Origin of the sequence: Cyclobacterium xiamenense, from assembly GCF_900109255.1 — a bacterium.
Classification (GTDB): Bacteria; Bacteroidota; Bacteroidia; order Cytophagales; family Cyclobacteriaceae; genus Cyclobacterium; species Cyclobacterium xiamenense.
Genome location: NZ_FNZH01000008.1, coordinates 52,791 through 77,781 on the forward strand (window position 1 = coordinate 52,791; position 24,991 = coordinate 77,781).

Annotated in this window: 19 protein-coding genes and 1 pseudogene; 13 read left to right on the forward strand and 7 right to left on the reverse strand. The window is 50.2% G+C overall.

The window, feature by feature from the left end; all coding sequences use genetic code 11:
* Nucleotides 1-53: 53 nt before the first annotated feature.
* The 5 genes and pseudogenes from BMW71_RS19285 to BMW71_RS23940 all read left to right on the forward strand — a co-directional run bounded on the left by BMW71_RS19285 (nt 54) and on the right by BMW71_RS23940 (nt 10,912).
* Entirely contained in the window at nt 54-2,246 is a 2,193-nt protein-coding gene (locus BMW71_RS19285) for a Na-K-Cl cotransporter (protein ID WP_092177759.1), read from the forward strand.
* Nucleotides 2,247-2,905: 659 nt separating this feature from the next.
* Nucleotides 2,906-3,970 carry a class I fructose-bisphosphate aldolase gene (locus BMW71_RS19300; protein WP_092177765.1) on the forward strand — a complete coding sequence of 355 codons (1,065 nt, stop codon included), beginning with the start codon at nt 2,906-2,908 and terminating at the stop codon, nt 3,968-3,970.
* A 105-nt stretch (nt 3,971-4,075) separates the two neighbouring features.
* The gene (gene otsB, locus BMW71_RS19305; protein ID WP_092177767.1) at nt 4,076-5,629 is read left to right on the forward strand and encodes a trehalose-phosphatase; all 1,554 of its coding nucleotides are present in this window, start codon (nt 4,076-4,078) and stop codon (nt 5,627-5,629) included.
* A gap of 50 nt (nt 5,630-5,679) precedes the next feature.
* Nucleotides 5,680-8,079 (forward strand): glycoside hydrolase family 65 protein, encoded by a 2,400-nt coding sequence (locus tag BMW71_RS19310; protein WP_092177769.1) that lies wholly within the window; start codon nt 5,680-5,682, stop codon nt 8,077-8,079.
* 46 nt (nt 8,080-8,125) lie between these two features.
* Nucleotides 8,126-10,912, forward strand: a pseudogene (locus tag BMW71_RS23940) (cation-translocating P-type ATPase).
* A gap of 97 nt (nt 10,913-11,009) precedes the next feature.
* Here the strand turns inward: BMW71_RS23940 and BMW71_RS19320 are convergent.
* On the reverse strand, nt 11,010-11,210 hold the full coding sequence (locus BMW71_RS19320) for a hypothetical protein (RefSeq protein WP_092177771.1): 201 nt from the start codon (nt 11,208-11,210) through the stop codon (nt 11,010-11,012).
* 337 nt (nt 11,211-11,547) lie between these two features.
* Here BMW71_RS19320 and BMW71_RS19325 point away from each other — a divergent pair, with 337 nt between their 5' ends.
* Complete coding sequence (locus BMW71_RS19325) at nt 11,548-12,282, forward strand: DUF4397 domain-containing protein (protein WP_092177773.1); 735 nt, start codon at nt 11,548-11,550, stop codon at nt 12,280-12,282.
* A gap of 133 nt (nt 12,283-12,415) precedes the next feature.
* On the opposite strand, the gene BMW71_RS19330 is transcribed toward BMW71_RS19325, so the two are convergent.
* The 3 genes from BMW71_RS19330 to BMW71_RS19340 all read right to left on the reverse strand — a co-directional run bounded on the left by BMW71_RS19330 (nt 12,416) and on the right by BMW71_RS19340 (nt 15,954).
* Nucleotides 12,416-13,666, reverse strand: a complete 1,251-nt coding sequence (locus BMW71_RS19330) for an NRAMP family divalent metal transporter (RefSeq protein ID WP_092177775.1) — start codon at nt 13,664-13,666, stop codon at nt 12,416-12,418.
* A gap of 169 nt (nt 13,667-13,835) precedes the next feature.
* Nucleotides 13,836-14,912 (reverse strand): Ldh family oxidoreductase, encoded by a 1,077-nt coding sequence (locus tag BMW71_RS19335; protein ID WP_092177777.1) that lies wholly within the window; start codon nt 14,910-14,912, stop codon nt 13,836-13,838.
* A gap of 76 nt (nt 14,913-14,988) precedes the next feature.
* Nucleotides 14,989-15,954, reverse strand: coding sequence for a Ppx/GppA phosphatase family protein (locus BMW71_RS19340; RefSeq protein WP_092177779.1), 966 nt, complete (start codon nt 15,952-15,954; stop codon nt 14,989-14,991).
* Between the two features lie 182 nt (nt 15,955-16,136).
* On the opposite strand from BMW71_RS19340, the gene BMW71_RS19345 reads away from it, so the two are divergent.
* Together BMW71_RS19345 and BMW71_RS19350 are read left to right on the forward strand one after the other, a co-directional pair.
* On the forward strand, nt 16,137-17,204 hold the full coding sequence (locus tag BMW71_RS19345) for a M42 family metallopeptidase (protein ID WP_092177781.1): 1,068 nt from the start codon (nt 16,137-16,139) through the stop codon (nt 17,202-17,204).
* Between the two features lie 63 nt (nt 17,205-17,267).
* Nucleotides 17,268-18,248 carry a 2-hydroxyacid dehydrogenase gene (locus tag BMW71_RS19350; protein ID WP_092177783.1) on the forward strand — a complete coding sequence of 327 codons (981 nt, stop codon included), beginning with the start codon at nt 17,268-17,270 and terminating at the stop codon, nt 18,246-18,248.
* A 10-nt stretch (nt 18,249-18,258) separates the two neighbouring features.
* Here BMW71_RS19350 and BMW71_RS19355 read toward each other — a convergent pair whose 3' ends face one another.
* Nucleotides 18,259-19,077 (reverse strand): ZIP family metal transporter, encoded by an 819-nt coding sequence (locus BMW71_RS19355; protein ID WP_092177785.1) that lies wholly within the window; start codon nt 19,075-19,077, stop codon nt 18,259-18,261.
* A 200-nt stretch (nt 19,078-19,277) separates the two neighbouring features.
* Here BMW71_RS19355 and BMW71_RS19360 point away from each other — a divergent pair, with 200 nt between their 5' ends.
* From BMW71_RS19360 to BMW71_RS19380, 5 genes are all read left to right on the forward strand, one after another.
* A complete protein-coding gene (locus BMW71_RS19360) occupies nt 19,278-19,925 on the forward strand; it encodes a metal-dependent transcriptional regulator (RefSeq protein WP_092177787.1) in 648 nt (215 codons plus the stop codon).
* Between the two features lie 8 nt (nt 19,926-19,933).
* Complete coding sequence (locus tag BMW71_RS19365) at nt 19,934-20,632, forward strand: 2-C-methyl-D-erythritol 4-phosphate cytidylyltransferase (protein WP_092177940.1); 699 nt, start codon at nt 19,934-19,936, stop codon at nt 20,630-20,632.
* A 107-nt stretch (nt 20,633-20,739) separates the two neighbouring features.
* On the forward strand, nt 20,740-21,489 hold the full coding sequence (locus BMW71_RS19370) for a LiaF transmembrane domain-containing protein (protein ID WP_092177789.1): 750 nt from the start codon (nt 20,740-20,742) through the stop codon (nt 21,487-21,489).
* A gap of 14 nt (nt 21,490-21,503) precedes the next feature.
* Nucleotides 21,504-22,547 carry a sensor histidine kinase gene (locus tag BMW71_RS19375; protein WP_143057699.1) on the forward strand — a complete coding sequence of 348 codons (1,044 nt, stop codon included), beginning with the start codon at nt 21,504-21,506 and terminating at the stop codon, nt 22,545-22,547.
* 1 nt (nt 22,548) lies between these two features.
* Entirely contained in the window at nt 22,549-23,292 is a 744-nt protein-coding gene (locus tag BMW71_RS19380; protein WP_092177793.1) for a LytR/AlgR family response regulator transcription factor, read from the forward strand.
* An 84-nt stretch (nt 23,293-23,376) separates the two neighbouring features.
* On the opposite strand, the gene BMW71_RS19385 is transcribed toward BMW71_RS19380, so the two are convergent.
* Both BMW71_RS19385 and BMW71_RS19390 read right to left on the reverse strand, forming a co-directional pair.
* Nucleotides 23,377-23,598, reverse strand: a complete 222-nt coding sequence (locus BMW71_RS19385) for a DUF2795 domain-containing protein (RefSeq protein ID WP_010855875.1) — start codon at nt 23,596-23,598, stop codon at nt 23,377-23,379.
* A 77-nt stretch (nt 23,599-23,675) separates the two neighbouring features.
* A complete protein-coding gene (locus BMW71_RS19390) occupies nt 23,676-24,926 on the reverse strand; it encodes a DUF349 domain-containing protein (protein ID WP_092177795.1) in 1,251 nt (416 codons plus the stop codon).
* Nucleotides 24,927-24,991: the final 65 nt, after the last annotated feature.

A 24,991-nucleotide genomic window follows, 5' to 3' on the forward strand; every position in this document is an offset into this window, starting at 1 on the left:
TGGGAGTTTGAAAACGATTGCCCAATTGGGCCGTCGCTGATAAACCAACCAACATGCCAGGAAAAACCAAACCATCGAAAAAGCAGTCGAAATTGGGAACATTTGGAGGCGTATTTACCCCTTCCCTGTTGACCATTCTGGGCGTGATCATGTACCTTCGATTTGGCTGGGTCGTCGGTAACGTGGGCCTGATTGGTACCTTATTGATCGTCACCCTGTCTACCTCGATCACCTTTCTTACCTCCCTGTCCATTGCTGCCGTGGCTACCAACGCCCCGGTGAAGGGTGGAGGGGCCTATTTTCTGATCAGCAGGTCCCTGGGTGCCGAAATCGGTGGGGCAGTGGGCATTCCCCTGTACCTGGCCCAGGCTTTTTCCGTTTCCTTGTATATCATCGGCTTTTCGGAAAGTTTGACCGCCATCTTTCCCGCCCTGGATGCCCGGTGGATTGGATTGGTAACCACAGGGGCACTGGGCGCGCTCGCATTGTTTTCCACGCAGGCGACCATCAAGGCACAGTATGTTATCCTGGGCTTAATTGCATTGTCGCTGGTATCGCTGTTATTGGGCAGTCCGTTGGAGGATTCCCATATCGAATTGTGGGGCGTGCCCGCTTCCCAGTCCGTGGGTTTCTGGCAGGTCTTTGCCATATTTTTCCCGGCAGTTACCGGCATAATGACCGGGGTGAACATGTCCGGGGACTTGAAAGATCCTGCCCGTTCCATTCCCCGGGGGACTTTTCTGGCGGTGGGTGTGGGCTATGTCATCTACATGGTACTCCCGATCGTCCTGGCTGCGCGGGTAGACGCAAGTACGCTGGTGGCCGAGCCCCTGATCATGGAGCGGATCGCACTATGGGGTGGAGCGATTCTCTTGGGCGTCTGGGGAGCCACGCTGTCCAGTGCTACGGGTAGCTTGCTGGGTGCACCAAGGGTCTTGCAGGCCCTGGCCAATGACAAGATATTGCCGGGATGGTCGCGGTTTTTTACCCGGGTTTCGGGGAAAGAGAAAATCCCCCGGGCGGCCACGGTCTTTACCATCGGGCTTACCCTGGTTACGGTATACTTTGGTAATCTCAACCTGATCGCCCCGATACTGACCATGTTTTTTCTTACGACCTATGCGGTACTGAATGTCACGGCAGGCATCGAAACCTTTCTCAAAAGTCCTTCCTTCCGCCCCAAGTTCAAGGTGCATTGGTTCTTCTCCGTATTGGGGGCCCTGGGATGCGCGGCGGTCATGTTTCTTATCAATGCCTTGGCTACCGTTGCCGCTTTTTTGGTGATTGGGATGATCTTTATCTGGCTGAAGCGAAGAAAAATCAAAGGTACCTGGGGAGGACTGGGTCGGGGAATGCTCTCCTCCATCATCCGGTATGCGCTGCTGCGTCTCGAAAAAGAAGGCGATGCGAAAAGCTGGCGCCCCAATATCTTGGTGCTATCGGGTTCCCCGGCGAAGCGTTGGCGGCTGATCGAGCTCGCCAATGACATTACCAACGGCAATGCACTATTTACGGTCAGTACCATTGTTTCTGAGTCCAACGTGCCTCAGGAGAAAGTCAAAGACTACGAGGGGCAGATAGCCGATTTTCTAAGCAATAAAAACGTGCAGGCCCTGGTTCGGGTACTGCGTGCCCCCGATCCCTTCACCGGGTCCACCCAATTGGTAAACGCCTACGGACTGGGCCAGTTGGTACCAAATACCGTTTTGTTGGGCGATACCCGGGACGCAGCCCATCTGAACGCCTATTCCGAAATGATCCGGCATTTCTATAAATCCAGAAAAAACGTCATCATAGTAAAGGACGACAACAACAAAGGGTTTAAAAAAAAGCGGGTAATCGATGTTTGGTGGGGGGGAATGAAGCGGAATGGTAGTCTGATGATTATTTTGGCCTACCTGCTCAAAAACAGCCGGGAATGGCAGCAGGCGACGGTCAACGTAAAAATGGTCGTGCCCAATACCGAAGCCTCCGCTGGGGCACGGAAAAACCTGGATGCCATCTTTTCCGGCATGAGAACCGGTTTTAGCTACCAGTTACTGGTGGCTGAAGGGAGGGATTTCTGGGAGATCCTGCGCGAGGAATCTGCCGAAAGCGATTTGGTGCTGATCGGCCTGGCTGTCCCCGAACTGGAAGGAGATTTTGAGGTGTACTACACCGCTTTAAAAGAAAAAACCAAGGCCTTACCGACCATCGTATTTGTATTGGCCGCGCAGGAGGTGGAGTTTGACAAGGTCCTTCACTAGCGAGCGATTGGGTCGGCAGACCGGCACCATCCCCAGGTTTGGTCTGCTAACTTTTTTCCTGTTTGTATGCCTAACCCACCTAATTTTAGCCCTAAAGGTGCGCCATCTCCCGGCGATGGGTGCAGCCCATCGTGGTAATGTCATTATTTTTTTGGCAGCCCTGTAGGGGCGGGATATGTTCTTGTACTCCGGCATGGGGATTGACGAAAATCTTTCGCCCCTACAGGGCTTGGGACCCGTTTATCTATTTTTTCACAGGGCTGCACCCTGTGCTGGGATGTTTCGCGCTTTCAGCGCTCGGGGTTTTCTACAGAGATGGTATTCCTTGCTAGATAGCGTTCAGGGATTCGGTTAGTAATCAGATCTGGTGACTAACTTCAATTGCCTAATTTTAGCCCTGAAAGGGCGCCATCTTCCACCGATGGGTGTAGCCCATCGGATCCTATCGGCTAGGGAAGAGATGCCTGGCAAAAAAGCAATAGGCCCGCCCTCCAAAATGGAGATTTTCCCGGTTTTTCGACGGAATTTTAAATTTTTGGCTAAAACAACCCCAATCAGGGACTTTGGTACAATAAATGTACCCATATACCGGTATTCCGGCTGCTATTTTCACCCAGGAATGCTACTTTCTCCTTTTGTAAACACAAACCCGTTAACCAATGAACACTGGATTTGATCGCATACACGAATTACTCGGAACCGATGTGGGCTATTTTTTGGATCATTCCTGCAAAACGTTTGACAAAAAATCCCTGCAACTCCCGTCTCCCAATTTTATTGACGAAGTATTCGCAAACAGCAACCGAAACCCACAGGTGCTGCGCAATTTGGCCGCGCTATACGGCCATGGTCGCCTGGGCGAAACCGGCTACCTCTCCATCCTGCCTGTTGACCAGGGTATCGAGCATTCGGCAGGTAGTGCTTTTGCACCCAATCCGGTGTATTTTGATCCGGAAAACATCATCCGCCTTGCCCTGGAAGCCGGCTGCAACGGCGTAGCCACCACCATGGGAACCCTGGGGTTGTTTGCCAGAAAATACGCGTACAAAATTCCCTTTGTTGCAAAAATAAATCATAACGAGCTGCTGACTTACCCCAACAAACACGAGCAAATCCTGTTTGGCTCTGTGGAAGACGCCTGGAATCTCGGAGCCGCCGCCGTCGGTGCCACCGTCTATTTTGGATCGGAAGGATCCAACAGGCAAATCATGGAGGTAGCTGAGGCCTTTGAAAGAGCCCACCAACTAGGCATGGCCACCATCCTGTGGTGCTACACGCGGAACAGCGGTTTTGAAAAAGACGGTAAGAATTACGAAACCGCCGCAGACTTGACCGGACAGGCCAATCATCTGGGTGTCACCATGCAGGCGGATATCATCAAGCAAAAGCTCCCCACCCACAACGGGGGATTTACCAGCATCGGCTTCGGAAAATCTCATCCCGATATGTACGACAAATTGAGCAGCAGCCATCCGATCGATTTGTGCCGCTACCAGGTGGCCAATTGTTACATGGGAAAGATCGGCCTTATCAATTCCGGCGGTGCCTCTTCGGGGGAAGGCGATCTGGAAGAGGCGGTCAAAACGGCCGTAATAAACAAACGTGCCGGTGGTACGGGCCTGATCATGGGAAGAAAGGCCTTCCAGCGCCCCATGGAGGAAGGGGTGAAGCTATTGCAGCTCATCCAGGATGTGTACCTAAGCAAGGAAATCACCGTCGCCTGATTCGCTAATTGTCCTTCCCGGGATGTAGCCATCAAACCTGGTCTTTCTCCCGGTGACTTTGCATTTAATCCATTTCGTACCCTCACCTCCAATTGTACCAGCCAGATGTCAGAAGAATTAAAGCCCACCATCCAAGCCATTATCCTGGATATGGACGGCGTGATCACCGATAGTGCGCGGCTTCATGCCCGGGCCTGGAAACAAATGTTTGATGCCTTTTTGGAAAAACTTCCCGGGGAGCAACAGCCTCCCCTGGATCTCCCCCGGGATTACAAACGCTACATAGACGGTATATCCAGGCTCGACGGGGTACGTGCTTTTCTTCAATCCCGCAACCTGCATTTGCCCGAAGGCGATCCCGATGACGGGCCGGAAGCGGAGTCCATTGTCGGTCTGGGCAAACGAAAAAACGCCTTTTTTTTGGAATTGATGGAAAAGGAGGGAGTGGATGTATTTCCGGATACCCTGGAAATGCTGAAAAAGTGGAAAAAGGAAGGGATCAAACTAGGGGTCATCTCCGCAAGCAGAAACTGCCGGAAGATTTTGGAATCGGCCGGCCTGTTGCATTGGTTCGACGTCCGGGTAGATGGAGAGACGGCCCGGAGGGAGCAACTTCCCGGCAAACCTGCACCGGACGTATTTCTCAGAGCCATGCAGGAACTAAAGGCTAGCCCGGAGCATACTCTGGTCGTGGAGGATGCAATTGCTGGTATCAAGGCAGCGAAGCGGGGCCATTTTACCCGGGTCATCGGGGTTGCCCGAAACGGAGAAACCGAGGAACTCCTGGACGCAGGAGCAGATCAAGTCGTCAAACAACTTACAGAAATAGATACGTATATGGAAACAACAAGCAGGGCGCAGCTACCCGACTCACTTCCGCATGCACTTGAAAGCATGCAGCAAATTTTCAGCGAAATGAACGGCAAAAAACCGGTTTTATTTTTCGATTACGACGGCACGCTCACGCCCATTGTGGACGACCCCGATGCCGCTGTGTTGACAGATGGAAACAAGAAAGTACTTGCGGATCTGGCAGAGGAGTTTACCGTAGCCATTATTAGCGGCAGGGGATTAAGCGATCTGCGATCCAAAGTCGGCCTTGACCAATTGATCTATGCCGGCAGCCATGGATTTGAGATATCCGGACCCGATGGCCTGGAAATGCAATACGAACCCGGTCAGGAGATATTGCCGCTACTGGACCAGGTGGAAAAAGCGGTAAAAAAGCGGATCCAATCCATCGAAGGCTGCGAAGTGGAGCGGAAAAAATACGCCATCGCCGTGCACTACCGCAAGGTGGAGAAGTCCCGGGTAAAGGAACTGAAGCAGGCAGTCGCGGAAGTCATGGAAGGGAAGGAGCAATTAAAACTTGGCAAGGGGAAAAAAATTCGGGAAATCAAGCCGAATCTGGACTGGCACAAAGGGCATGCACTGAATTGGCTATTGGATAAATTGGATCTGGCACGGAAGCGCCACCAACCCATTTTTATCGGCGACGACATTACGGATGAAGACGCCCTTCGATTCTTGCAGGGAACCGGTATTCTTGTCGGTACCCATGGGGAAGAGACCCATGCAAACTACCGGCTGAATGATACCGAAGAAGTCTACGAATTTTTAGCGCAATTGCGCCGCTGGCAAGAGCCCGCCCCGAAGTAGGTGCAGGAGAGGAAGAACGCACCAAATCGAACCAAACGAATTTAGTGAACATGAAGGATAATTTTAGCATACGTTACGATGGGTGGAAGCCCAAAAAGCAAAAACTCAGGGAGACCCTCTGTACCTTGGGAAACGGATACATTGCCACCCGGGGAGCTGCAGAGGAAAGCCGCGCAGATGAGGTGAACTATCCGGGCACCTACCTGGCAGGGGGGTTTAACCGGGCCAGGACGGAGGTTTCAGGAAAAATAATTGAGAACGAAGATTTTGTCAATTTCCCGAATTGGCTTTGTTTGAATTTCAGGCCGGAAAGAGGCGAATGGCTTAATCTCAATACCCAAAATGTGCCGGATTATCAGCAAACGCTGGACATGAGATCAGGCACGCTGATCCGTGAGTTTCGTGTCGAAGACGAGGCAGGGAGACGAACTGCGCTCCGCAGCAAGCGGATCGTCAGCATGCGGGACAAGCACATTGCCGCTATCCACTGGTCGCTTACACCCGAAAACTGGAGCGGCAGCCTGGAGATATGTTCCGCCCTCGATGGAAACGTGATCAATGACAATGTTCCCCGCTACAGAGAGTTGGAGAGCCGGCATTTGAAGCCTGCCACGACGGAAAAAATCGGTGACAATGCCATTTTTTTATTGGCCGAAACCCGACAATCCCGGATACTGATGGCGCAGGCCGCACGCACTTCCTTGTACCAGGGTGAGCGGCAACTGACCCCGTTGATAAGCACCAATCAGCGAGAAGGGTACATCGAGCAGCTGTTGCGGGTAGATGTGGAGGAGGGTACCACCTATACCTTGGAAAAGGTGGTGGGTATCTACTCTAGCAGAGACCGTGCCATCAGTCACCCCGGAATCGAAGCAAAAAAATCCGTCCAACGCGCCGGACGTTTCGAGGAGATTTGTGCGCGGCACGGGGAGGCCATTCAGAAGCTATGGAACCGGGCAGATATCGGAATTATCAATGGAGACAAAAATCAGCAATTGCTTCGCCTGCATGTTTTCCATTTGCTGCAAACGGTTTCCTCCAATACGATCGGCATGGATGTGGGCGTACCGTCCCGAGGCCTGCATGGAGAGGGGTACCGGGGACATATCTTTTGGGACGAGGTATACATTTTTCCATTTTTAAACCTGCGTTTTCCAGACCTGACACGCAGCTTGCTGATGTACAGGTATTACCGCCTGGAAGAGGCCCGGTTTGCTGCGGCGGAAGTGGGAAAAGAAGGGGCCATGTATCCCTGGCAAAGTGGCAGCAACGGCCGGGAAGAAACGCAGGTGATGCACCTAAATCCAGCGTCCGGAAACTGGATTCCCGACAATACCCACCTGCAGCGGCACATCAGTTCGGCCATTGCCTACAATATTTGGAATTATTACCTGACTACGGACGATCAGCAGTTTCTCTCTTTTTTTGGTGCAGAAATGTTTCTGAGCATCGCCCTCTTTTGGGCGAGCATGACTACGCATAACAAAGAAAAGGACCGCTATGAAATTCACGGCGTGGTAGGCCCGGATGAATACCACACCTCCTATCCCGACTCCGATCAGTTGGGATTGAATAACAACGCCTATACCAACGTAATGGCCGCCTGGGTGATGCAAAAGGCGCTTCATATCGTGGATATTATCGAGAAAAGCAGGCGCAGGGAGCTGATGAAGGAGCTCCATATTACCGAGGCAGATCTGGAATTGTGGAAGGACATCAGCAAAAAAATGTATGTGCCCTTTCTGGATAAACACGTCATTTCCCAGTTCGAAGGGTACGAAAAGCTGGAGGAATTTCCCTGGGAAGCATACCGGGAAAAATACGACGACATTCACCGGCTGGACCGGGTGCTGGAAAGTGAAGGAGATACCCCCAATCGCTACAAGGCCAGCAAACAGGCAGATGTATTGATGCTTTTCTACCTCTTTACGAAAACGGAAATTGAGCGCATTTTTGAGAACCTCGGGCTTGAATTTTCGGAGGAACTGGTTTCAAAGAATATCGCGTACTACCGGGACCGTACCTCCCATGGGTCCACCCTGAGCCGGGTGGTATTTTCCTGGATTTTATTAAAATACGATCAGCAGCAGTCCTGGGATAATTTTGAGACCGTTCTGATCAGTGATTTTGAAGACATTCAAGGCGGCACTACGCCCGAAGGCATACACCTCGGTGCCATGGCCGGATCCCTGGATCTCGTGCAACGGGCTTTTCTTGGCTTGGAAGTTGGGGAGGATGCTTTGTGGATCGATCCGCCTTTATTGGATCACTTGAAGAAAATATCCTTGCGGGTGCAGTACCGACGCCATTGGATCGCCGTTTCGCTGGATGACAAAAAGCTACTTATCACTTTTGAGACCGGTTGGAAAAACGAGGTTAACATAGGCGTACAAGGGAAAATCCATACATTCAAACTGGGCGAGGTAAGGGAGTTTTTTTTGAACGAATAACTGGCAAGCAACCGTAAAGCGACTAAAAGTGTAACCGATTTGGACCATGAAAAAAGCAACTGCATCGAGCAATACCTTGAACGACCCTTATCGGCAATCCGTCCAGGATGTCCTGCAGGCATTGGAAGTGGACCCAGAAAAGGGTTTGTCCGATAAGGAGGTAGAAAAAAGGCGAAAGAAATTTGGGCCGAACACCCTGGAAGAACAGGACAGGGAAAGTATTTGGCAGATACTCCTTGCGCAGGTGATGAACCCGGTCATTTACCTTTTGTCTGCAGCTGCCTTGTTGGCTTTTCTTTTTGGGGACATCGCAGAGGGCGTTGCCATTCTGGTGGTGCTGCTGATCAATACCTTCATTGGTTTCTGGATGGAATTTAAGGCCCAAAAATCCATGGAGGCCTTGAAGGAGATGGATAAGATTCAGGCCAGGGTCTTGCGTAACGGAGAGAAAACGACCATTGATGCCGAGGCAATTGTCCCAGGCGATATTTTGCTGGTCGAGTCGGGAGACCTGCTGTCAGCGGATGGCAGATTGCTAGCGGCCACAGAACTGGGCCTTGACGAGTCGCCACTCACCGGGGAGTCGGTTCCGGTCGCTAAAACGCCAGATACGATTGACGAAGAAAAATAAGTAGCCGACCGAACCAATATCTTATTCAAAGGTACTGCCGTCACCACCGGAACTGGCAAGGCAGTCGTGTACGGAACGGGTATGCAGACCGAGTTGGGGACGATTTCGGCATTAGTTGGCGAGGAAGAAAAGGACAGCACCCCGCTGAATAAGAAATTAAATCGGCTGACGAAAAACCTGATTTACGTAACGCTGGGACTTGCGCTGGCTTTTCTGGTCGTAGGCTGGTTGACAGGAAAGGAAATTTACGAGCTCATTCAAACCTCCATCGCCTGGACCATTGCCGCCATTCCCGAAGGGCTTCCCATTGTGGCCAGCATTGCCCTCGCCCGCGGCATGCTGCGGTTGGCAAAAAAGAACGTCATTGTAAAAAAGCTGGAAGCTGTGGAAACACTGGGAGAGACCACCGTCATTTTTACCGATAAAACCGGCACCCTAACAAAAAACCAGTTAACAGCTACCACCCTGGTATTTCCAACGGATACGCGATTGGAGATTGACTGGTTAGATAGTGGGGAAGTGAAGGTATCCGGCGTGGAGAAACCCAGGGAAAATACGAATTTTCACCATCTCTTTAAGGTCGCCGTTTTGGCAAACGATGCCCAATTGACAGAAGAGGCAGGGCAAGGAGGCAATGAATCTGCGCAAGAAAACCAAAAACCGCCCGCACCTGCAGAGGACCCCGATGAGAAACCACAGGCCGGGGCAGGCGAGGGTGATCCGCTGGAACTGGCCCTGCTCCATTTTTCTAAAAAGGTAGACTCGTCCCAATTTGAGCGGCTGCGTCAATTAAAGCGGGAGTTACACGATCCCTTTGACTCCGAAGCGATGGTCATGGGAGCGGTATATAAAGAGGGGGAAACCCACTACGTGGCAGGAAAGGGTGCTGCCCATGCCTTCCTGGATCGGTCCGCGAAGATTTTGGTAGACGGGGAGGTTAAAGCCTTATCGGAGGAAGAAAAATCCCAGTGGTCGGATAGGAACGATCAGTTGGCCGAGGAAGGCTTACGGGTGTTGGCCTTTGGGTACAAAGAATTGGATCAGTTGCCTAAAGGGAAGCAAGCGGATGATTTTTTGCAGGACATGATCTTTATTGGCTTGATTGGGTTTATTGATCCGCCGCGTATGGAAGTGGCAACCGCCATGGATACCTGTGCGGAGGCGGGAATTCGGGTGGTGATGGTGACCGGGGACCACCCAGGAACGGCCCGAAACGTTGGAGAAAAAGTCAATTTGATCGATGAGGAAGCGGACCGGGAGGGGCTGGCAATGTCTGGGAAGCACCTGGATGCAAAACTGGAAGAAGCGGATAGCGATCAATTGACAGCGGTTCGCATTTTTTCCAGGGTAGACCCTTCACAAAAGCTAAACCTTATCAAATACTTTCAGGATAAAGGGGAAATAGTGGGCATGACCGGTGACGGAATCAACGACGCGCCGGCCTTGAAAAAAGCCAATATCGGAATTGCCATGGGCCAACGAGGCACGCAGGTGGCGCAAGAGGTTTCGGACATGGTACTAAAAGACGACGCCTTTGGTTCGATCGTCAAAGCGATTGAGCAAGGGCGCGTTATCTTTGGCAATATCCGGAAATTTATCATGTACCAATTGTCCTACCACCTGAGTGAGATCCTGATTATTGCGCTGGTTAGTTTCAGCCTTTTTTCCTTGCCCTTACTGCCCCTGCAGTTGCTTTTCTTAAACATCCTGTCCGATGTATTTCCAGCCCTGGCTCTGGGTGTGGGTGAAGGCAATGCGGACGTGATGAAAGTTCCACCAAAAGATCCCCGGGAACCGCTTTTGACGCGTAAAAATTGGATGCAGATTGTTGTGTATGCACTCGTACTCACTGCTTGCATCTCCGGAGCGTATTTCTTTGCACATTTTGTATGGGAACAGCCTGAGGAAATTAGTAATAATGTGGCTTTTTTCAGCCTCGCCTTTGCCCAGTTGCTGCACGTATTCAACATGAGGGAAGGAAAAGAAAACGTATTTTTCAATCAGGTGACGCGAAATAAGTACATCTGGATGGCGCTTGGCTTGTGTCTAAGTCTGCTGGCCCTGGCTTATTTTACCCCAAAAGTCAACGAGATTTTGTCGTTTCAGCAAATGGAAGGTAGAATATGGGCGCTAATCGTTGGAACGAGCTTTTTGCCATTGATCATCATACAAGTGATCAAGCAGATTAAAAAGAACTTATAAGGTACTTGAGGCAAAATAGTGGGGGTATTAAAAAGAAAATTCGTCCACCGCAGGTCTTGGAATGGGTGGACGAAAACCGAGGTTTACCGTATTCGCTTTAGTTATTCTTTCCACTTACCCAGGCGGCAATGCCTGCCACCGTGATAACTCCTACCAGGAGCAGTGCCAGGTTGATGTCTCGTTGCGTTTTTTGCGCTTTTTTGAGATAGGTCGCACCGACGCCCTTCGACGCGATAAACGCTTCAATTTTGTCAATTCGATCTTCTAATTCTACTTTAGTTCTCTGCGTTAAATCCATAATTTATCGATTTTTTGTTTGGTGGATATACTTCAACAACCAAGAATTTAAAAAAATAGTTCTGATTCGCCGGGTTCAGTGATCGGGCAGGCCCCAGTCTGTTGCGGTGGGGATTTGGCCTCGCTCCCTAAAAAAAGATATTATTGGGCGGTGCTTTTGGTGTTTGATGGTGCAGTACTGGATTGGACTTCCGGATCGGGCCAATAAATACAGGTATAGGCTTTCCAATGGATACCGGATACCCCAATCCGTTTCAAAACTTGGGCGATTGGCACGGTGATTGTTTTTAGTATACCAGTCTGTAAATAAATTTATAAAATAAAACTATATTAATGTTATGTTAGTAGTAGAAATGAGAAAAATCATAAAAAATTTCAGATTTCTACCCATTGCTTTTCTTGGACTATTTGTTGGGTTGATTTCCGGTTGTGATACGGACGACGAGGATGTGGCGCCCCTACCTGAGATCTCTTACGTAGGATTGTACCATGCCTCTCCGGATGCGCCTTCGCTTGATATTTTAATGGAGAATGGGCGCATCAATTACTACCCGCTGCGGTATGCGGATTATACGAATTACCTCAACTTTTATGCGGGGGAAAGAACCATGCGGGTAAGTCCGGTAAGTGCATCCAACGTCGTGGTAGATACCACCTTTACTTTTGAAACGGGTGAAGCGTATTCGCTTTTCTATGTAAATGAGTACGACAACATACAAGCGATGTTGGTAGAAGATGAGGAGGTAGCTCCCGCACCGGGAGAAGCCGCCGTGCGATTTGTTCACCTATCGCCCGATGCTCCGGAAGTAAACGTGATTCGTTCGGAAGAAAACGAGGGCGAGACCTTGCTGATAGAAGACCAGGGATACCTGGGCGCCAGCTCCTTTGTAACAGTAGCTAGTGGTCTACAGTCCTATCAGGTCAACCTGGCAGCTACCGGAGAAGAAGGGTTGTCTATTCCGGATCTAAATTTACGGTCCGGAGGCGTGTACACCATTGTAGCCCGGGGTTATGCCAGCCCTCCGGCAGGAAACACCAATAATCTAAGTGCGGATATATTAGTAAATAATTAATGCCCGCCCAGGCTAGAAAAAAGAGTAAAAGCCTGCTTCCTGGATTTTCCGGGGAGCGGGCTTTCTTTATTCAAAGCTAAGTTTTTTTCAACGGTTGCGGGATGCCCTACCCCTCAGGGGTTTTTAAAGACTATCAATAGAAAAGGTAGTACCCGCCCATGCCCAACGAAAACAGGGTAAGAAACCCAATCCCCATCAGTGAAATCACATGCGTGATTCGGCCCGGACGTTGGCTTGTCGACAGGTGCTCACTGAAAACCAGCCGGTAATTGAGAAAGGCAATGATCGGCGCGATCAAAAAGGAGATGATGGTAGCAAGATTGATCAATTCGGTAAAGGAGGTCATGAAAAAGCGGATGGTAACGAATCCTCCCAGACCGATGAGTCCGATCCAGAAAAGGTATTGACGGCGGCTTTCGGGTTTGTTTCGCAAAATTGCTACCGCCCTTGCCGTAGACCGGGCGTAGCCATCCATTACGCCAATACATGTTCCAAGCATGATGGTAAAGCCCGCGGCAGCGATGATCGGAAAGGTCCAGGCCCCCAAGTTGGCTGCATACAGGCTCACTACTCCCGACGCAAAACCCACGTTGTTATTGGGAAGCACACGTTCGGTTCCGTATAAAAGGAACGCCCCCAATACCACAAAACAAATGGACAATGCTGCGGAAACCCAATAGCCAAGGTTGAATTCAAAAACGGTTTCCTTTACCGTCGGCCGGTACCCGCTATGCTTGATTCGCTCGGTCGTCCACAGGCTGTTCCAGGTAGAGGAGTCGATGGCAGAGGGCATCCAACCCATGAGCGCGATAATGAATGGTAGGGTAGCCGGACTGATTATTTCCGCCAGGGGCTGTATCACCAAGGGCTTTTCGGGTCCATTAAAAAGTGCGATAAAAAATGCCAGTAAGGTACTGAGCAGCATGAAGGTGCCGATGACTTTAATACCAGCGTCCAATAGCGCATAGCGGCCCAGCGCCAGAAAGAAAAATGTGAAGGCAAGTAATACCAAAGAAGGCAGGTAATAGTAGGTGGCAGGAACCTCGATTCCAAAAAGAAACTGCAGAAAACCGGCTGCAACATAGGTGACGGCAGCATTTACAAAAAACATGGAAAGCAAATTGATACCCAGATACATTTTGAGGTATCCGGGGTGGAGGAGCTGGTAGCCGTCTATTAGCGAGCGCCCGGTAGCGGAGGCGTACCGGGAGCCGAATTCAAACGTGGGCCATTTAAACAGGTTGGCAGCAAGGATAAAACCTACCAGGGCAAACCCGAATTCCGCACCGGCACGTGTGCTCTGCACCAGGTGGGAAACACCGATTGCCGTGCTGGCAAATAGGATCCCCGGTCCCAGGGTTTTAAAAAAGGCCCTCGATTTCATCGTTGAAGGGGGTTTTTTAGCGAAAGAAAAGTCGCATTGGTGCTAGCCCCATGACAGACTACCCGGCCTACTCTCCGGAGGAAACTCATCTCTCTGACCCGTTGACTCGATCTCCAGGGGTAGTTGGGGGAAACGAGCGGTTGAGCGCTACTTGTTGACGACGGATGCCTTATGCGATCCATTCCACGTCAAATTTTTTACCCAGTGCCTTTAGATCCGCTATGACCGGTTCCAGGAGGGGAATGCCTTCCTGCATGCGTTGTGCCTCCAGTTCCCGCTCCGGGTCTCCGGGAATCAGCACCTTCTCCTGACCCGCTACTGGTAGGGCTTCTCGGAAACGCCCGATCCATTGATCCATATGCGTTTTGAATTCGTCGGCTGGTCGAAAGGCATCGATGCGCATGGCGCCAAAAAAATGACCGAGTCCTTCTCCCACCGGATGGGGGTGCGGTTCAAGAAAGGCCACAAAAGGCGGAACCCAGGGGCCGTAATTGGCTCCGGATAGTACCGCCGAAAATATGTCTACCACCGAGCCAAGCCCGTATCCTTTATGGGACCCGTGTTCCCGATCGCCGCCCAACGGCAACAAGGCGCCACCGTCTTTGACACCAAGCGGGCTGGTAGTGGGATTTCCATCCCGGTCCTGTATCCATCCCAGAGGAGCTTCCTGTTGTTTCCGCTGTAGAATTTCCAATTTACCATTGGCTGCGGTAGTCGTAGCCATGTCCAGCACAAATGGGGGTTGCTTGTTTGCCGGGATGGCCACCGCAATGGGGTTGGTTCCTAACATGCGCTCCCTGGAAAAAGTGGGACTTACCAGGGGGCTGGCATTCGTCAGGGAAATCCCGATCATGTCGTGCTTCAATGCTTCCATGGCATGAATTCCGGCAATTCCGTAGTGGTTGGAATGTTTAACGGACACCCATCCGGTCCCGGCTTTTTTTGCCTTATCAATGGCTACTTGCATAGCAAAGGGTGCCACCACCAGGCCCAGACCTCCGTCTCCATCTACCACCGCCGTACTCGGCGTTTCGTGCACGATGCGCAGATTGGGACGGGCATTGATTCGGTCGGCCTCCCAGAGCCGCACATAGCCCGAAAGGCGGGCCACCCCATGGGAATCCACGCCCCGCACATCGGCAGCCAAAAGCACGCGTGCGGCGGTACGGGCGTCCTCCTCGGAGCAGCCTATTTTTTGCAAAATATGGATGGTGAAATTTTCTAACTGAGCGAAGCTAAAATTCATAAATAAAGCGAAAAGGGGTACTTGTACGGGTGCAAAAATGCAAAAAGTAAAAGTAATGGGAAAACATTGTCCCCATTTATTCCCCGATCCCGACGGTAAGGTCCGAGTTTACCCCCACCCCTTCCAGGATTTCCGCCAGGGCCCCTTCTTTAAGGGAATAGGTGGAACAAAGCATGTCTTGGGAATCAATCTGGCGTAGGATATACCGGATCAGGCAGGAGGCCACCACGATCATGTCTACCCGCATGGGGATCATTCCCGGGATTTCGAGCCGTTCCTTTTTAGGCAATTGGATCAGCCGATCGGAAATTTCATAAAATGCATCAATTGGCAAGCGATGCCGGTGCACCTCCCGACGTTTTTTTTCCTGACGGGAAGCCAGGTAAATATCGGTAAGCGTATCAAACGTTCCAGAAGCTCCTACCAATTGGCTGGGTCGAAATTCCCGAATGGCGGCAAGCAGGGGGTGTAGCTCTTGTGACAAATACTGGTAAAGCTTGTCGGTCTCCTCCCTGGAAATCGGGTCGTGGTAGTGAAAACGATCCAGCATGCGCTGTCCGCCAATTTCAAAACTCCCCTTCCAGTGGATGGTGTCTTTATTTCCGACAATGAATTCGACGGACCCACCTCCTATATCCATCATCAGGGCATTGCCGCTGTCCAGGCAGCCGCTCATGCGTATTCCTTTGTAAATCAGTTCTGCTTCCCGCTCTCCGTCGATTACCTGAACGGCAATGCCTGTCTGCTGCCGGATTAGTTTTACGAAGGATGATCCGTTTTCCGCGTTGCGCACGGCACTGGTAGCGAAGGCGAAAACCGGCTCAATCTCTTCCCCGCGAATCAACTGCTGGAAATGGTGGAGGGTGTGCAGGGCCCGTTTTTGGGCATCCGGAAGGATGAGGTTTTGCTGGATGCCTCCCTGTCCGATTTTCACCGGTACCTTTTCCTTGTACAGGGTTTCAAAACCTCCTTCACCCAACGCAACCATGAGTAAATGGAAGGTATTGGTGCCCATGTCAATGACTGCGGCCTTATTTTTCATGAACCTGGTTTTCAAAAGTTTCTGCGAATATAGAAAGTTTATCTAAAAACCAGCTAACCCCATCCCGTATATTCGAAAAATAGCCAGGAAATGTCCCGCTGGTTTTTTTCAACCCCATCTTATCTGTAATTTTAGCCCTTCATGGCGGTAAGCCTGGAGTTATTGCTAATAGAAAATGAACTATGGAGACAAACGAAAAATTCCTGTATGAATACCTGAATAATGCATCACCTACCGGATTTGAGGCCTCGGGTCAGCAGATCTGGCTGGATTATATCCGCCCATTTGTGGACGATTATTTTACGGATGCCTACGGTACGGCAGTAGGCGTAATCAATCCAAAGGCAGACTTCAAGGTGGTTATCGAGGCACATGCGGACGAAATCAGTTGGTTTGTAAATTACATCACACCGGAGGGATACATTTACGTCATCCGAAATGGGGGATCGGATCACATGATTGCGCCCTCCATGCGGGTAAACATCCACACGGATGACAAGGTGGTGCCAGGTGTATTTGGATGGCCCGCCATTCACGTGCGCGACAAGGCCAAAGAGGAGACCCCCAAAATGGAAAACATCTTTATCGATGTGGGTGCCCGGTCTAAAGACGAGGTGCTGGAAATGGGGATTTACGTGGGCTGTGTGGTTACTTTTAAAGATGAATTGACCGATCTGAACAATAAATTCTACTCCGGGAGAGCACTCGATAACCGCATCGGCGGATACATGATAGCCGAAGTAGCCCGAAAAATCCGCGAGGAAAAAGTGGAATTGCCGTTTGGGCTGTATGTCGTCAACGCCGTACAGGAGGAAATCGGTTTGCGTGGGGCCGAAATGATCGCCGCTTCGATCAAACCCAACATCGCGTTGATTACGGACGTGTGCCACGATACCACTGCACCGATGTACAATAAGATTACCAGCGGGGATTATACCGCCGGAAACGGCCCGGTTTTGACCTGTGGGGCTGCGGTGCATAAAAAACTGCTGGATCTGATCATCGATAGCGCCAAGAAACGAGACATTCCCTTTCAGCGCTCCGCCTCCTCCAGAAGCACCGGTACCGATACGGATGCCTTTGCCTATTCCAATGGGGGTGTCCCATCGGCTTTAATCTCCCTTCCGCTGAAATACATGCATACCACCGTGGAGACGGCGAGTAAAAAAGACATCGAGCACGTCATCGCCCTGATGATTGGATTTCTGGATGATTTTGACCAAAAATTTGATTTCCGGTACGTAAAATAAAAAGCCAAAAAGACCGCAGTGTGCCGGACTACTTCTGCTCGCTGCGGTCCAACCCATCTGTCTATGAAAGTATTTATCAATAAAATCATTCCGGCAATCGGATACCGCATGTTGGAAGAAGCGGGACTGGAGTACACGGTGTGGAAGGAAAAACCCATTTTGGATAGGGGGCAAGCCATTCAGTTTTGCAAAGGGCACGACGCCTTTTTGAGTGCCGGTCAGGCAGGCCTGGATGCAGATTTTTTTGATCAGTGCCGACATTTGAAGGTAGTCGCCTTGCACTCCGTTGGTTTTGACGGGGTAGACGTGGCAGCGGCTACCCGGCGTGGGATACCCGTAGGGAATACCCCGAATGTGTTGAACAAAGCTACGGCCGAAACCGCCCTTTTGCTGATGCTCACCGTGGCCCGCAGGGCCTTGTTTCATCACAAAAAAATCAAAAAGGGGCAATGGGGCATCTCCCAACCTACCGAGGGATTGGGCATCGACCTGGCGGGAAAAACGCTGGGAATTGTCGGCTTAGGTAGGATCGGTGCCGAACTGGCCCGCATTTGCATCCAATCCTGGGACATGAATATCCTGTACCACAATCGGGGTGTAAATCCGGAAGCCGAGCGGGAGTTTGGAGCCAAACGCGTAAGCCTGGACGAGCTGCTCGCGCAAAGCGACGTCGTATCTGTGCATACCGCGCTTACCGAAGATACCAGGGGTATGTTTGGAATGGAGCAGTTTAAAAAGATGAAATCCTCCGCTTTATTTATCAATACCTCCCGGGGAGGGGTACACAACGAAGATGAATTGACGCAAGCTCTCCGAGACGGAATCATTTGGGGTGCAGGAATCGATGTGACCAATCCCGAGCCCATGCATCCGGACAACCCCTTGCTTGACATGGACAATGCTGTGGTATTTCCGCACATCGGCTCTGCTACCAAAGAGACCAGAGATGCCATGACCCGTTGTGCCGTGGAAAATATCATTGCAGGGTTGCAGGGGAAAGAATTGCCTTATCCGGTAAATCCCGAGGTCTACAAAGAGAGCTAAAGCCGGTAAATCAGCCCAGGGCTACATCCAGAATCATCATAATGGTGAAACCGCCGATAAACCCCAGGGTGGCCAGATCGGTATTTCCCGCCTGCTGGGTTTCCGGGATGACTTCCTCAATGACCACAAATATCATGGCCCCAGCCGCAAAGGCAAGCGCATAGGGAAGCACCGGGGTAAAGATGGTAATGGCTGCCGCTCCCAACACCCCTGCTATGGGTTCCACCAGTGCTGAGGATTGGCCGAAGAAAAAGCTTTTTCGGCGGCTCATCCCCATACGTCGGAGCGGTACAGCCACAGCGATTCCTTCGGGAAGGTTTTGCAGGCCTATGCCCAGCGCCAGGACTACTGCTCCGGCAATGGTGGCTTCCGGCATGGCCGAGGCAGCCCCACCGAACAAAACGCCTACTGCCAGGCCTTCGGGTATATTGTGCATGGTGATTGCCAGTACCAGCAAAGTGGTTTTCTGCCAGGGGGTTTTGATCCCCTCGGCTTTTTTGAAATTGACATGCAGGTGGGGCAATACCTTATCCAGAAAGAAAATAAACAGCGAGCCTCCCACAAAACCCAGAGCAGCTGGCATCACCTTGATAAACCCCTCTCCCTCGCTCATACTGATCGCCGGAGCCAGCAAACTCCAAAAACTGGCGGCGATCATCACTCCGCCCGTAAAGCCCAGCATTGCGTCTAAAAGCGGTCGGTTCATTTGTTTGAAGAAAAAAACAAATCCGGCACCAACGGCGGTAAGTAGCCAGGTAAACAGGGTGGCCAGAAAGGCAGCCTTCACGGGCGAAATACTAGCCAAATAGTCGATAATTGTGTCTAACATACGGTGTAGGTATTGAGTAGGGCGGCAATGGGTTCCTGTTTCGCCGAATCAGGCATAGGTGTGGGCCATTACCAGACCATTGCTGATCAGACGGAGGCTATCGCCGCCATTGGTAATTAGTTAAGGCAAATTTAAATAGTTAGCATTGACTAACAAATTTATTTCAATAATTTTTTATCTTTGCCCGTAAAGTTTCACGCATGAACAGCCAATCCATAGAAAACTACCTCAAAGTGATTTTCAATCAGGCCATTGTTACTGATGAAGTCAACACCACAGGTATTGCACAGGCGCTGGAAGTAAGTTTGCCCTCCGTTAATAGCATGGTAAAAAAATTAGCCGGGATGGGACTTTTGGAGTACGAAAAGTACAAGCCGCTCAAGATTACTGAGAAAGGGCGACAAACGGCTGCCATGATCATCCGAAAGCACCGGCTGACCGAAATGTATCTGGTAGAAAAAATGGGCTTTGGATGGGAAGAAGTGCACGATATTGCGGAGCAACTGGAGCACATACAATCCCCTGCATTTTTCGACCGGATGGACGAGTTGCTGGGGCATCCGCAGCGAGATCCTCATGGTTCGCCCATCCCCAACAAACAGGGGCATATTGCCATTTTGGAATACCGGATGCTCTCCGATTGCAAGCCGGGGGAAAAGGTAGAACTGAAAGCATTGGCGCATACCTCGGATGAGTTTCTCCGATACCTCAATAGTAAGGAGCTGGCGTTGGGCGTGCAGGTGCAGGTAGTGGAGGTAGAGGTGTACGACAAGAACATGACGGTGGATTACGAGGGCCGCCGGGAGGTGCTCTCAGCCCTGGTTTGTTCCAAATTATTGGTAAGTTGATGTCGACCATGATACAAAATCAGACAAGGTATGCCATCATTGTCGCCGGGGGCGCGGGCACCCGTATGGGTGCAAAGATCGCCAAACAGTACCTGCCCATAGGAGGGAAGCCGGTATTGATGCACACCCTGGCTCGTTTTTACGCCCTTGATCCCGCCATTCAGCTTCGTTTGGTCTTGCCGGAGGGCGATTTTTCCTTTTGGAGATCCCTCTGCGAATCCCATGGTTTTACCCTTCCGCACCAATTGGTGAAAGGTGGCACGTCCAGGTTTGGCAGCGTGCGCAACGGACTCGACAGTATTTCGGAGGAATCCGGATTGGTAGCCATCCACGATGGGGTAAGGCCCTTTGTAGACGGACAGGTAATCCTTCGGAGCTACGAAGTGGCCGCAGACGTTGGCAGTGCCGTAGCGGTGGTGCCGTTGAAGGATTCCATTCGGGAAATGCAGGGACCGGATATATCCGTATTTCGGGACCGGGGACAATTTCGGCTCGTACAGACTCCACAGACTTTTCAGCTTTCAAAAATTAAGGCGGCATTTGCTGCTGGAGAGCAGGATTTTTTTACCGACGATGCCACCGTCTACGAGCACATGGGTTGGGAGGTTTGTCTCATACCGGGAAATCCGGAAAACATCAAATTGACCAGTCCCGAGGATCTGGATTATGCGAATTACCTGCTGACTAAAGGGGATGGCGGCATTTAACGGATAAATCCGGTCGCTTATCGATTTTCGGAGGTACCTGGCAGATAGACACTTTATTTCGTCCGAGCATTCTGCTAACTTGCCTTAAAAGTAAAATAAGTGAAACCATGAAAAACATACGAAATGGAAATCACGCACTGGGGGTGCTGATTTTAGTCATTGGAGCGTTGCTCCTATTAAAACAGATCGGCGTACTCATTCCCGGGTGGATTTTTTCCTGGCCGATGATCCTAATCGCGATCGGGTTGTATTCCGGGTATAAAAACGGCTTTCAGAATACCGGTTCGGTCGTGCTATTGGTTATTGGAGGCTTTTTTTTATTGAGGGACAAGGTGTTTTTGCCTTTCGAAATCGGGCCTTACCTGCTGCCGCTGGCACTTATCTTTCTGGGGTTGTTTATTTTGTTTAAAAAGAACAAAAACCCCGCGATCAACTGGACGGACTGGGAGGGCAATTACGATAAGTGGGAAAAAAAGCTCCGTACAGAAAATGACACCGAGGGCGAGCCTACGAATAGCTCCGATTACCTCAATGTGGAGGCCTTGTTTTGTGGTCTGAAACGCAAAGTCATGTCCAAGCATTTCAAAGGAGGGGAAATCACCACCGTATTTGGGGGTTCCGATATAGATTTGATGCATGCAGATATAGAAGCGCAGGCCGTTCTTAAGGTTTCTGTCGTATTCGGCGGAGTCAAACTCATTGTGCCGCCCCATTGGGACGTACAGTTGGGGGTTAGTAACCTGGCTGCGGGAGTCGAAGACAAACGCCACTTTCACCAAGCCACTCAGGATCCTCAAAAGCGGTTGGTGATTTCCGGGACGGTTATTTTTGGCGGCATAGAGATTTCTTCCTATTAGTGGATGGATTACCCATGGATAACCAACTGAAAATCCATAAACTGACGGGCGAGCCCTTGGATCACCTGGCATTCCTGCTACTGGTCTTTACGGGTATGCTTGCCTGTTCTTTTTTTTGGCACCAGCAGTGGGAGTGGGCAATCCAGGATGCCATTACCAGTACGCTGGCCTTTGGTCTAGGGGTATTTCTTTTGAATCTCATGCTGTATTACTACCCCAGCGGAAAGTTCAAAACCTGGCCTGCCTTGATGTTTTCCCTGGTCATTAGCATAGGGCTTGTTTTTTGTTGCAGGTTGCTATGGAAGAGTGCGCTTTTGGGTAATCCAGAATTTTTAGCCCTTTTCGAAGCATCCCTTCCGTTTCGGGTTATCGTTGGACTATTGTTGTTCCATTTGTCGGGATTGATTATCCTGTCTGGGAAAACCTCCGTCAACGAATTTCAACAGATGCAGCGGGGAGAGTTGCGGCAAAAGCTTTCTGCAGATGCAGAGCTACATTACCTGCGCCAACAGATGCAGCCCCATTTTTTATTCAATAGTCTGAATTCAATTAATGCCTTACTGGCAAGGCAACCGGAAAAAGCACGGGAAATGGTGCAAGGGCTTGCTGATTTTTACCGGGAAAACCTGAACAAGGACCCCAGGAAATGGGAAAGCTTAACCCGGGAAATGAATGTAATCGGCCAATACCTCGAACTTGAAAAAATCAGGTTTGGTCAGCGCCTGGCATACGAACTGGTGGTCCCCAGCGATGCCGATGCATTGAAGTTACCTTCGCTTCTGATTCAAACCCTGGTAGAGAATGCAGTAAAGCATGGCTTGTATGGGATGACGGGCGATATTTTGATTCGTATTGAGGCAAAAAAGGAAGGGCAGCTGCTGTCAGTGACCGTGGAAAACCCTACTGATAATCCGTTAGGAACGGCTGCTGGCACAGGATTTGGCCTCGAAAGTTTGGAACGTCGGTTGTTCCTTATTTTTGGAAGGAAAGACTTATTACTGATTCGGAATACCGAGGGAGTTTTTAGCGCAACGATTAAAATTCCTCAGACAGGTTGACATGATACGATGTGTAATTATCGATGACGAGCCTCTGGCCCGGGAGCTGTTGGCAGATTACCTGGCGTCCTTTCCGGATTTTGAGCTGGTGGGTGCTTTTCAGGATGGCTTCGAAGGCTTCAAAGGTATCTCCGAATTAAAGCCCGAGCTGGTTTTTTTAGACATTGAGATGCCGAAGATCAACGGGTTTGAGTTACTGGAGTTGCTCGACGAGCCACCGAAAGTGATCTTCACTACCGCTTACGACACCTATGCCATTCGTGCCTTTGAGCAGCAAGCGATCGATTATTTACTGAAGCCGTTTTCCCGCGATCGCTTGCGGCAGGCGCTGGAAAAAGTCAGCCGGGAGATGCATGAGCCGTACGGATTGGCAGCCGGGCTGCGTGCGATCGGTGAGGAGCGCGCTACCCGGGATTATCTACAACGGGTAGTCGTCAAAGCAGGAAACAATATCCATATTTTACCGATCGATGCGATCGCCTATTTTTCTGCGGAGGGGGATTACGTCAAGATCGTATGCGAAGGCAAAGGTTACCTGAAGCTGGGCACCATGGGGTATTTTGAGAAGGTCTTGAATCCAAATGAATTTACACGGATTCACCGATCGTATTTGGTCAATGTCTCCATGATCAGTAAAATTGAGCCCTTTCAGAAGGAGAATTTCCTGGTCTACCTAAAAGAGGGAACCCACCTGCCGGTAAGCAAAACGGGTATGGGTAAGTTGAGGAAAGCCCTGCGTATCTAGGAACGAAAGTAACGCGGTTGAATAGAGGGTCGCAGGTCGGAAAAGAGAAACAAAAAAAACCTTCCACAGGGGAAGGCTTTCGGTTTAATATTCGTCTTCGTTGAAGAAGAAATCATCTTTTGTCGGATAATCCGGCCAAATTTCCTCTATGTTTTCATAAGGTTCGCCGTCATCCTCCAGCTCCTGAAGGTTCTCTACAACCTCCAGTGGTGCTCCCGACCGGATAGCAAAGTCAATCAACTCATCTTTAGTGGCAGGCCACGGAGCGTCTTCCAAATAGGAGGCAAGTTCTAAAGTCCAATACATAGTCTACACAAATTTAAACGTCCCCTTGAACGGGGTGCAAAAATAGAAATTCTTTTCAAAACTCAAACAATTACGAATCAATTGTTTGTAAGTTCTTTTAATATGTGGTTTTTGACATCCACTTTTCGTTTGTGGGCGGCAATTTTTCGCCGCATCATGTGGTCAAAATCGTCTTCCTGCGTGCGGAAATTGTCCGTATTTTCTCTAACGGTGTTTAACTCCCGTTGGTCCCTCGCGATCAGGTCTTTGAGCAATCCGGACTTGATTACCACCTGTTCCGACGGATCTTTTTCATCAAAGCCGGGATACTTGGAATGACACAATTTGTCCAGAAAGGATTTCTCGAAGACGATTTCTGAAAAGAATACGAAAGCGCCAATACTTTGTTGTGCGTTTCTGGGTTTTTTTGGGGGAAGTTTTTTCCATTCCGCCTGTAGGCGTTTTGCCTGCGCCAGTTTGCTGTCGTCCACGGCACCTTTGGACAAAAGCTTCATTTCTTCGGCTAATTTTTCGATCTTTTTGATCATCAATCCCGGGCTGAGACGAGGGGCATTCTGGCTCATTCGCCGGTATCGGCTAAAAATCCGGTTGTTTAACTTGCTAAATTCATCCCATATCGGCTGTCGTTTGGCCGCTGGAACCCTACCGGATGCTTTCCATTGCTTTTGTATCTTTTTGCTGATCTCAAAAGCCGTTTTTGCATCGGGCAGGTCGTGCGCTTCCCTGGCCTGTTCCAGCAAGCTCTCGTAAACCTTGATGTTCTGTTCTGCCTGCAATGCCAACCCGTCAAAATAGTTCTTGCGGTTACTGTAAAAGACATCAAGAATAGCCTGAAACTGCCCTTCGATTTCATCTTGGATTTCTTTGTCTACAGGCCCGGTTTTGAGCCACTTCAGCTTCAACTCCTTAAACGCTTCGGAAGCCTCTTTCCAATCGGTGCTGTTTTTGATTGCATCGGCCTCTTCTATCAGCGCTTTCTTTATTTCCAGGTTTTTTTCCCGATTGGCCTGAATGATTTCTTCCAGGTAGGCTTCCTGCTCCTCGAGCTCTTGGATGAGCGCAGGGAAGTCTCCCAGCCCATCGTAGTGCATCAAAGCGTTTTTCAAGTGAATCAGCTTCATCAGAAAGGACCCCTTGTTTTGGTTTTCCTGGATGTCCTGTTTCAGTTTTTCTACCTTGGTTTTTACGGTCTCAAATCGGTCTTCGAAATAGCGGATGGTGGAAGCCTCATCCTCCTTCACCTCTCCAATAATCCGGTCCTCCTGGCCCAAAAAACCTTTCAAGTAAATTTTTCCGTCTTTTATATACCCATAGGGATGATCCGTCATGATTAGCAGGGTTGGTTGTAATTTTGAAGTGGTTTTTCCAATTTCTGCAAATTAATTAATAATGG

Coding starts and splice junctions, on each gene's coding strand:
- BMW71_RS19335 (WP_092177777.1), bottom strand. CDS start 14,912: ATGAATTTTAGCTTCGCTCAGTTAGAAAATTTCACCATCCATATTTTG.
- BMW71_RS19325 (WP_092177773.1), top strand. CDS start 11,548: ATGTTAGTAGTAGAAATGAGAAAAATCATAAAAAATTTCAGATTTCTA.
- BMW71_RS19355 (WP_092177785.1), bottom strand. CDS start 19,077: ATGTTAGACACAATTATCGACTATTTGGCTAGTATTTCGCCCGTGAAG.
- otsB (WP_092177767.1), top strand. CDS start 4,076: ATGTCAGAAGAATTAAAGCCCACCATCCAAGCCATTATCCTGGATATG.
- BMW71_RS19375 (WP_143057699.1), top strand. CDS start 21,504: ATGGATAACCAACTGAAAATCCATAAACTGACGGGCGAGCCCTTGGAT.
- BMW71_RS19330 (WP_092177775.1), bottom strand. CDS start 13,666: ATGAAATCGAGGGCCTTTTTTAAAACCCTGGGACCGGGGATCCTATTT.
- BMW71_RS19340 (WP_092177779.1), bottom strand. CDS start 15,954: ATGAAAAATAAGGCCGCAGTCATTGACATGGGCACCAATACCTTCCAT.
- BMW71_RS19300 (WP_092177765.1), top strand. CDS start 2,906: ATGAACACTGGATTTGATCGCATACACGAATTACTCGGAACCGATGTG.
- BMW71_RS19310 (WP_092177769.1), top strand. CDS start 5,680: ATGAAGGATAATTTTAGCATACGTTACGATGGGTGGAAGCCCAAAAAG.
- BMW71_RS19380 (WP_092177793.1), top strand. CDS start 22,549: ATGATACGATGTGTAATTATCGATGACGAGCCTCTGGCCCGGGAGCTG.
- BMW71_RS19350 (WP_092177783.1), top strand. CDS start 17,268: ATGAAAGTATTTATCAATAAAATCATTCCGGCAATCGGATACCGCATG.
- BMW71_RS19320 (WP_092177771.1), bottom strand. CDS start 11,210: ATGGATTTAACGCAGAGAACTAAAGTAGAATTAGAAGATCGAATTGAC.
- BMW71_RS19390 (WP_092177795.1), bottom strand. CDS start 24,926: ATGACGGATCATCCCTATGGGTATATAAAAGACGGAAAAATTTACTTG.
- BMW71_RS19370 (WP_092177789.1), top strand. CDS start 20,740: ATGAAAAACATACGAAATGGAAATCACGCACTGGGGGTGCTGATTTTA.
- BMW71_RS19285 (WP_092177759.1), top strand. CDS start 54: ATGCCAGGAAAAACCAAACCATCGAAAAAGCAGTCGAAATTGGGAACA.
- BMW71_RS19360 (WP_092177787.1), top strand. CDS start 19,278: ATGAACAGCCAATCCATAGAAAACTACCTCAAAGTGATTTTCAATCAG.
- BMW71_RS19385 (WP_010855875.1), bottom strand. CDS start 23,598: ATGTATTGGACTTTAGAACTTGCCTCCTATTTGGAAGACGCTCCGTGG.
- BMW71_RS19345 (WP_092177781.1), top strand. CDS start 16,137: ATGGAGACAAACGAAAAATTCCTGTATGAATACCTGAATAATGCATCA.
- BMW71_RS19365 (WP_092177940.1), top strand. CDS start 19,934: ATGATACAAAATCAGACAAGGTATGCCATCATTGTCGCCGGGGGCGCG.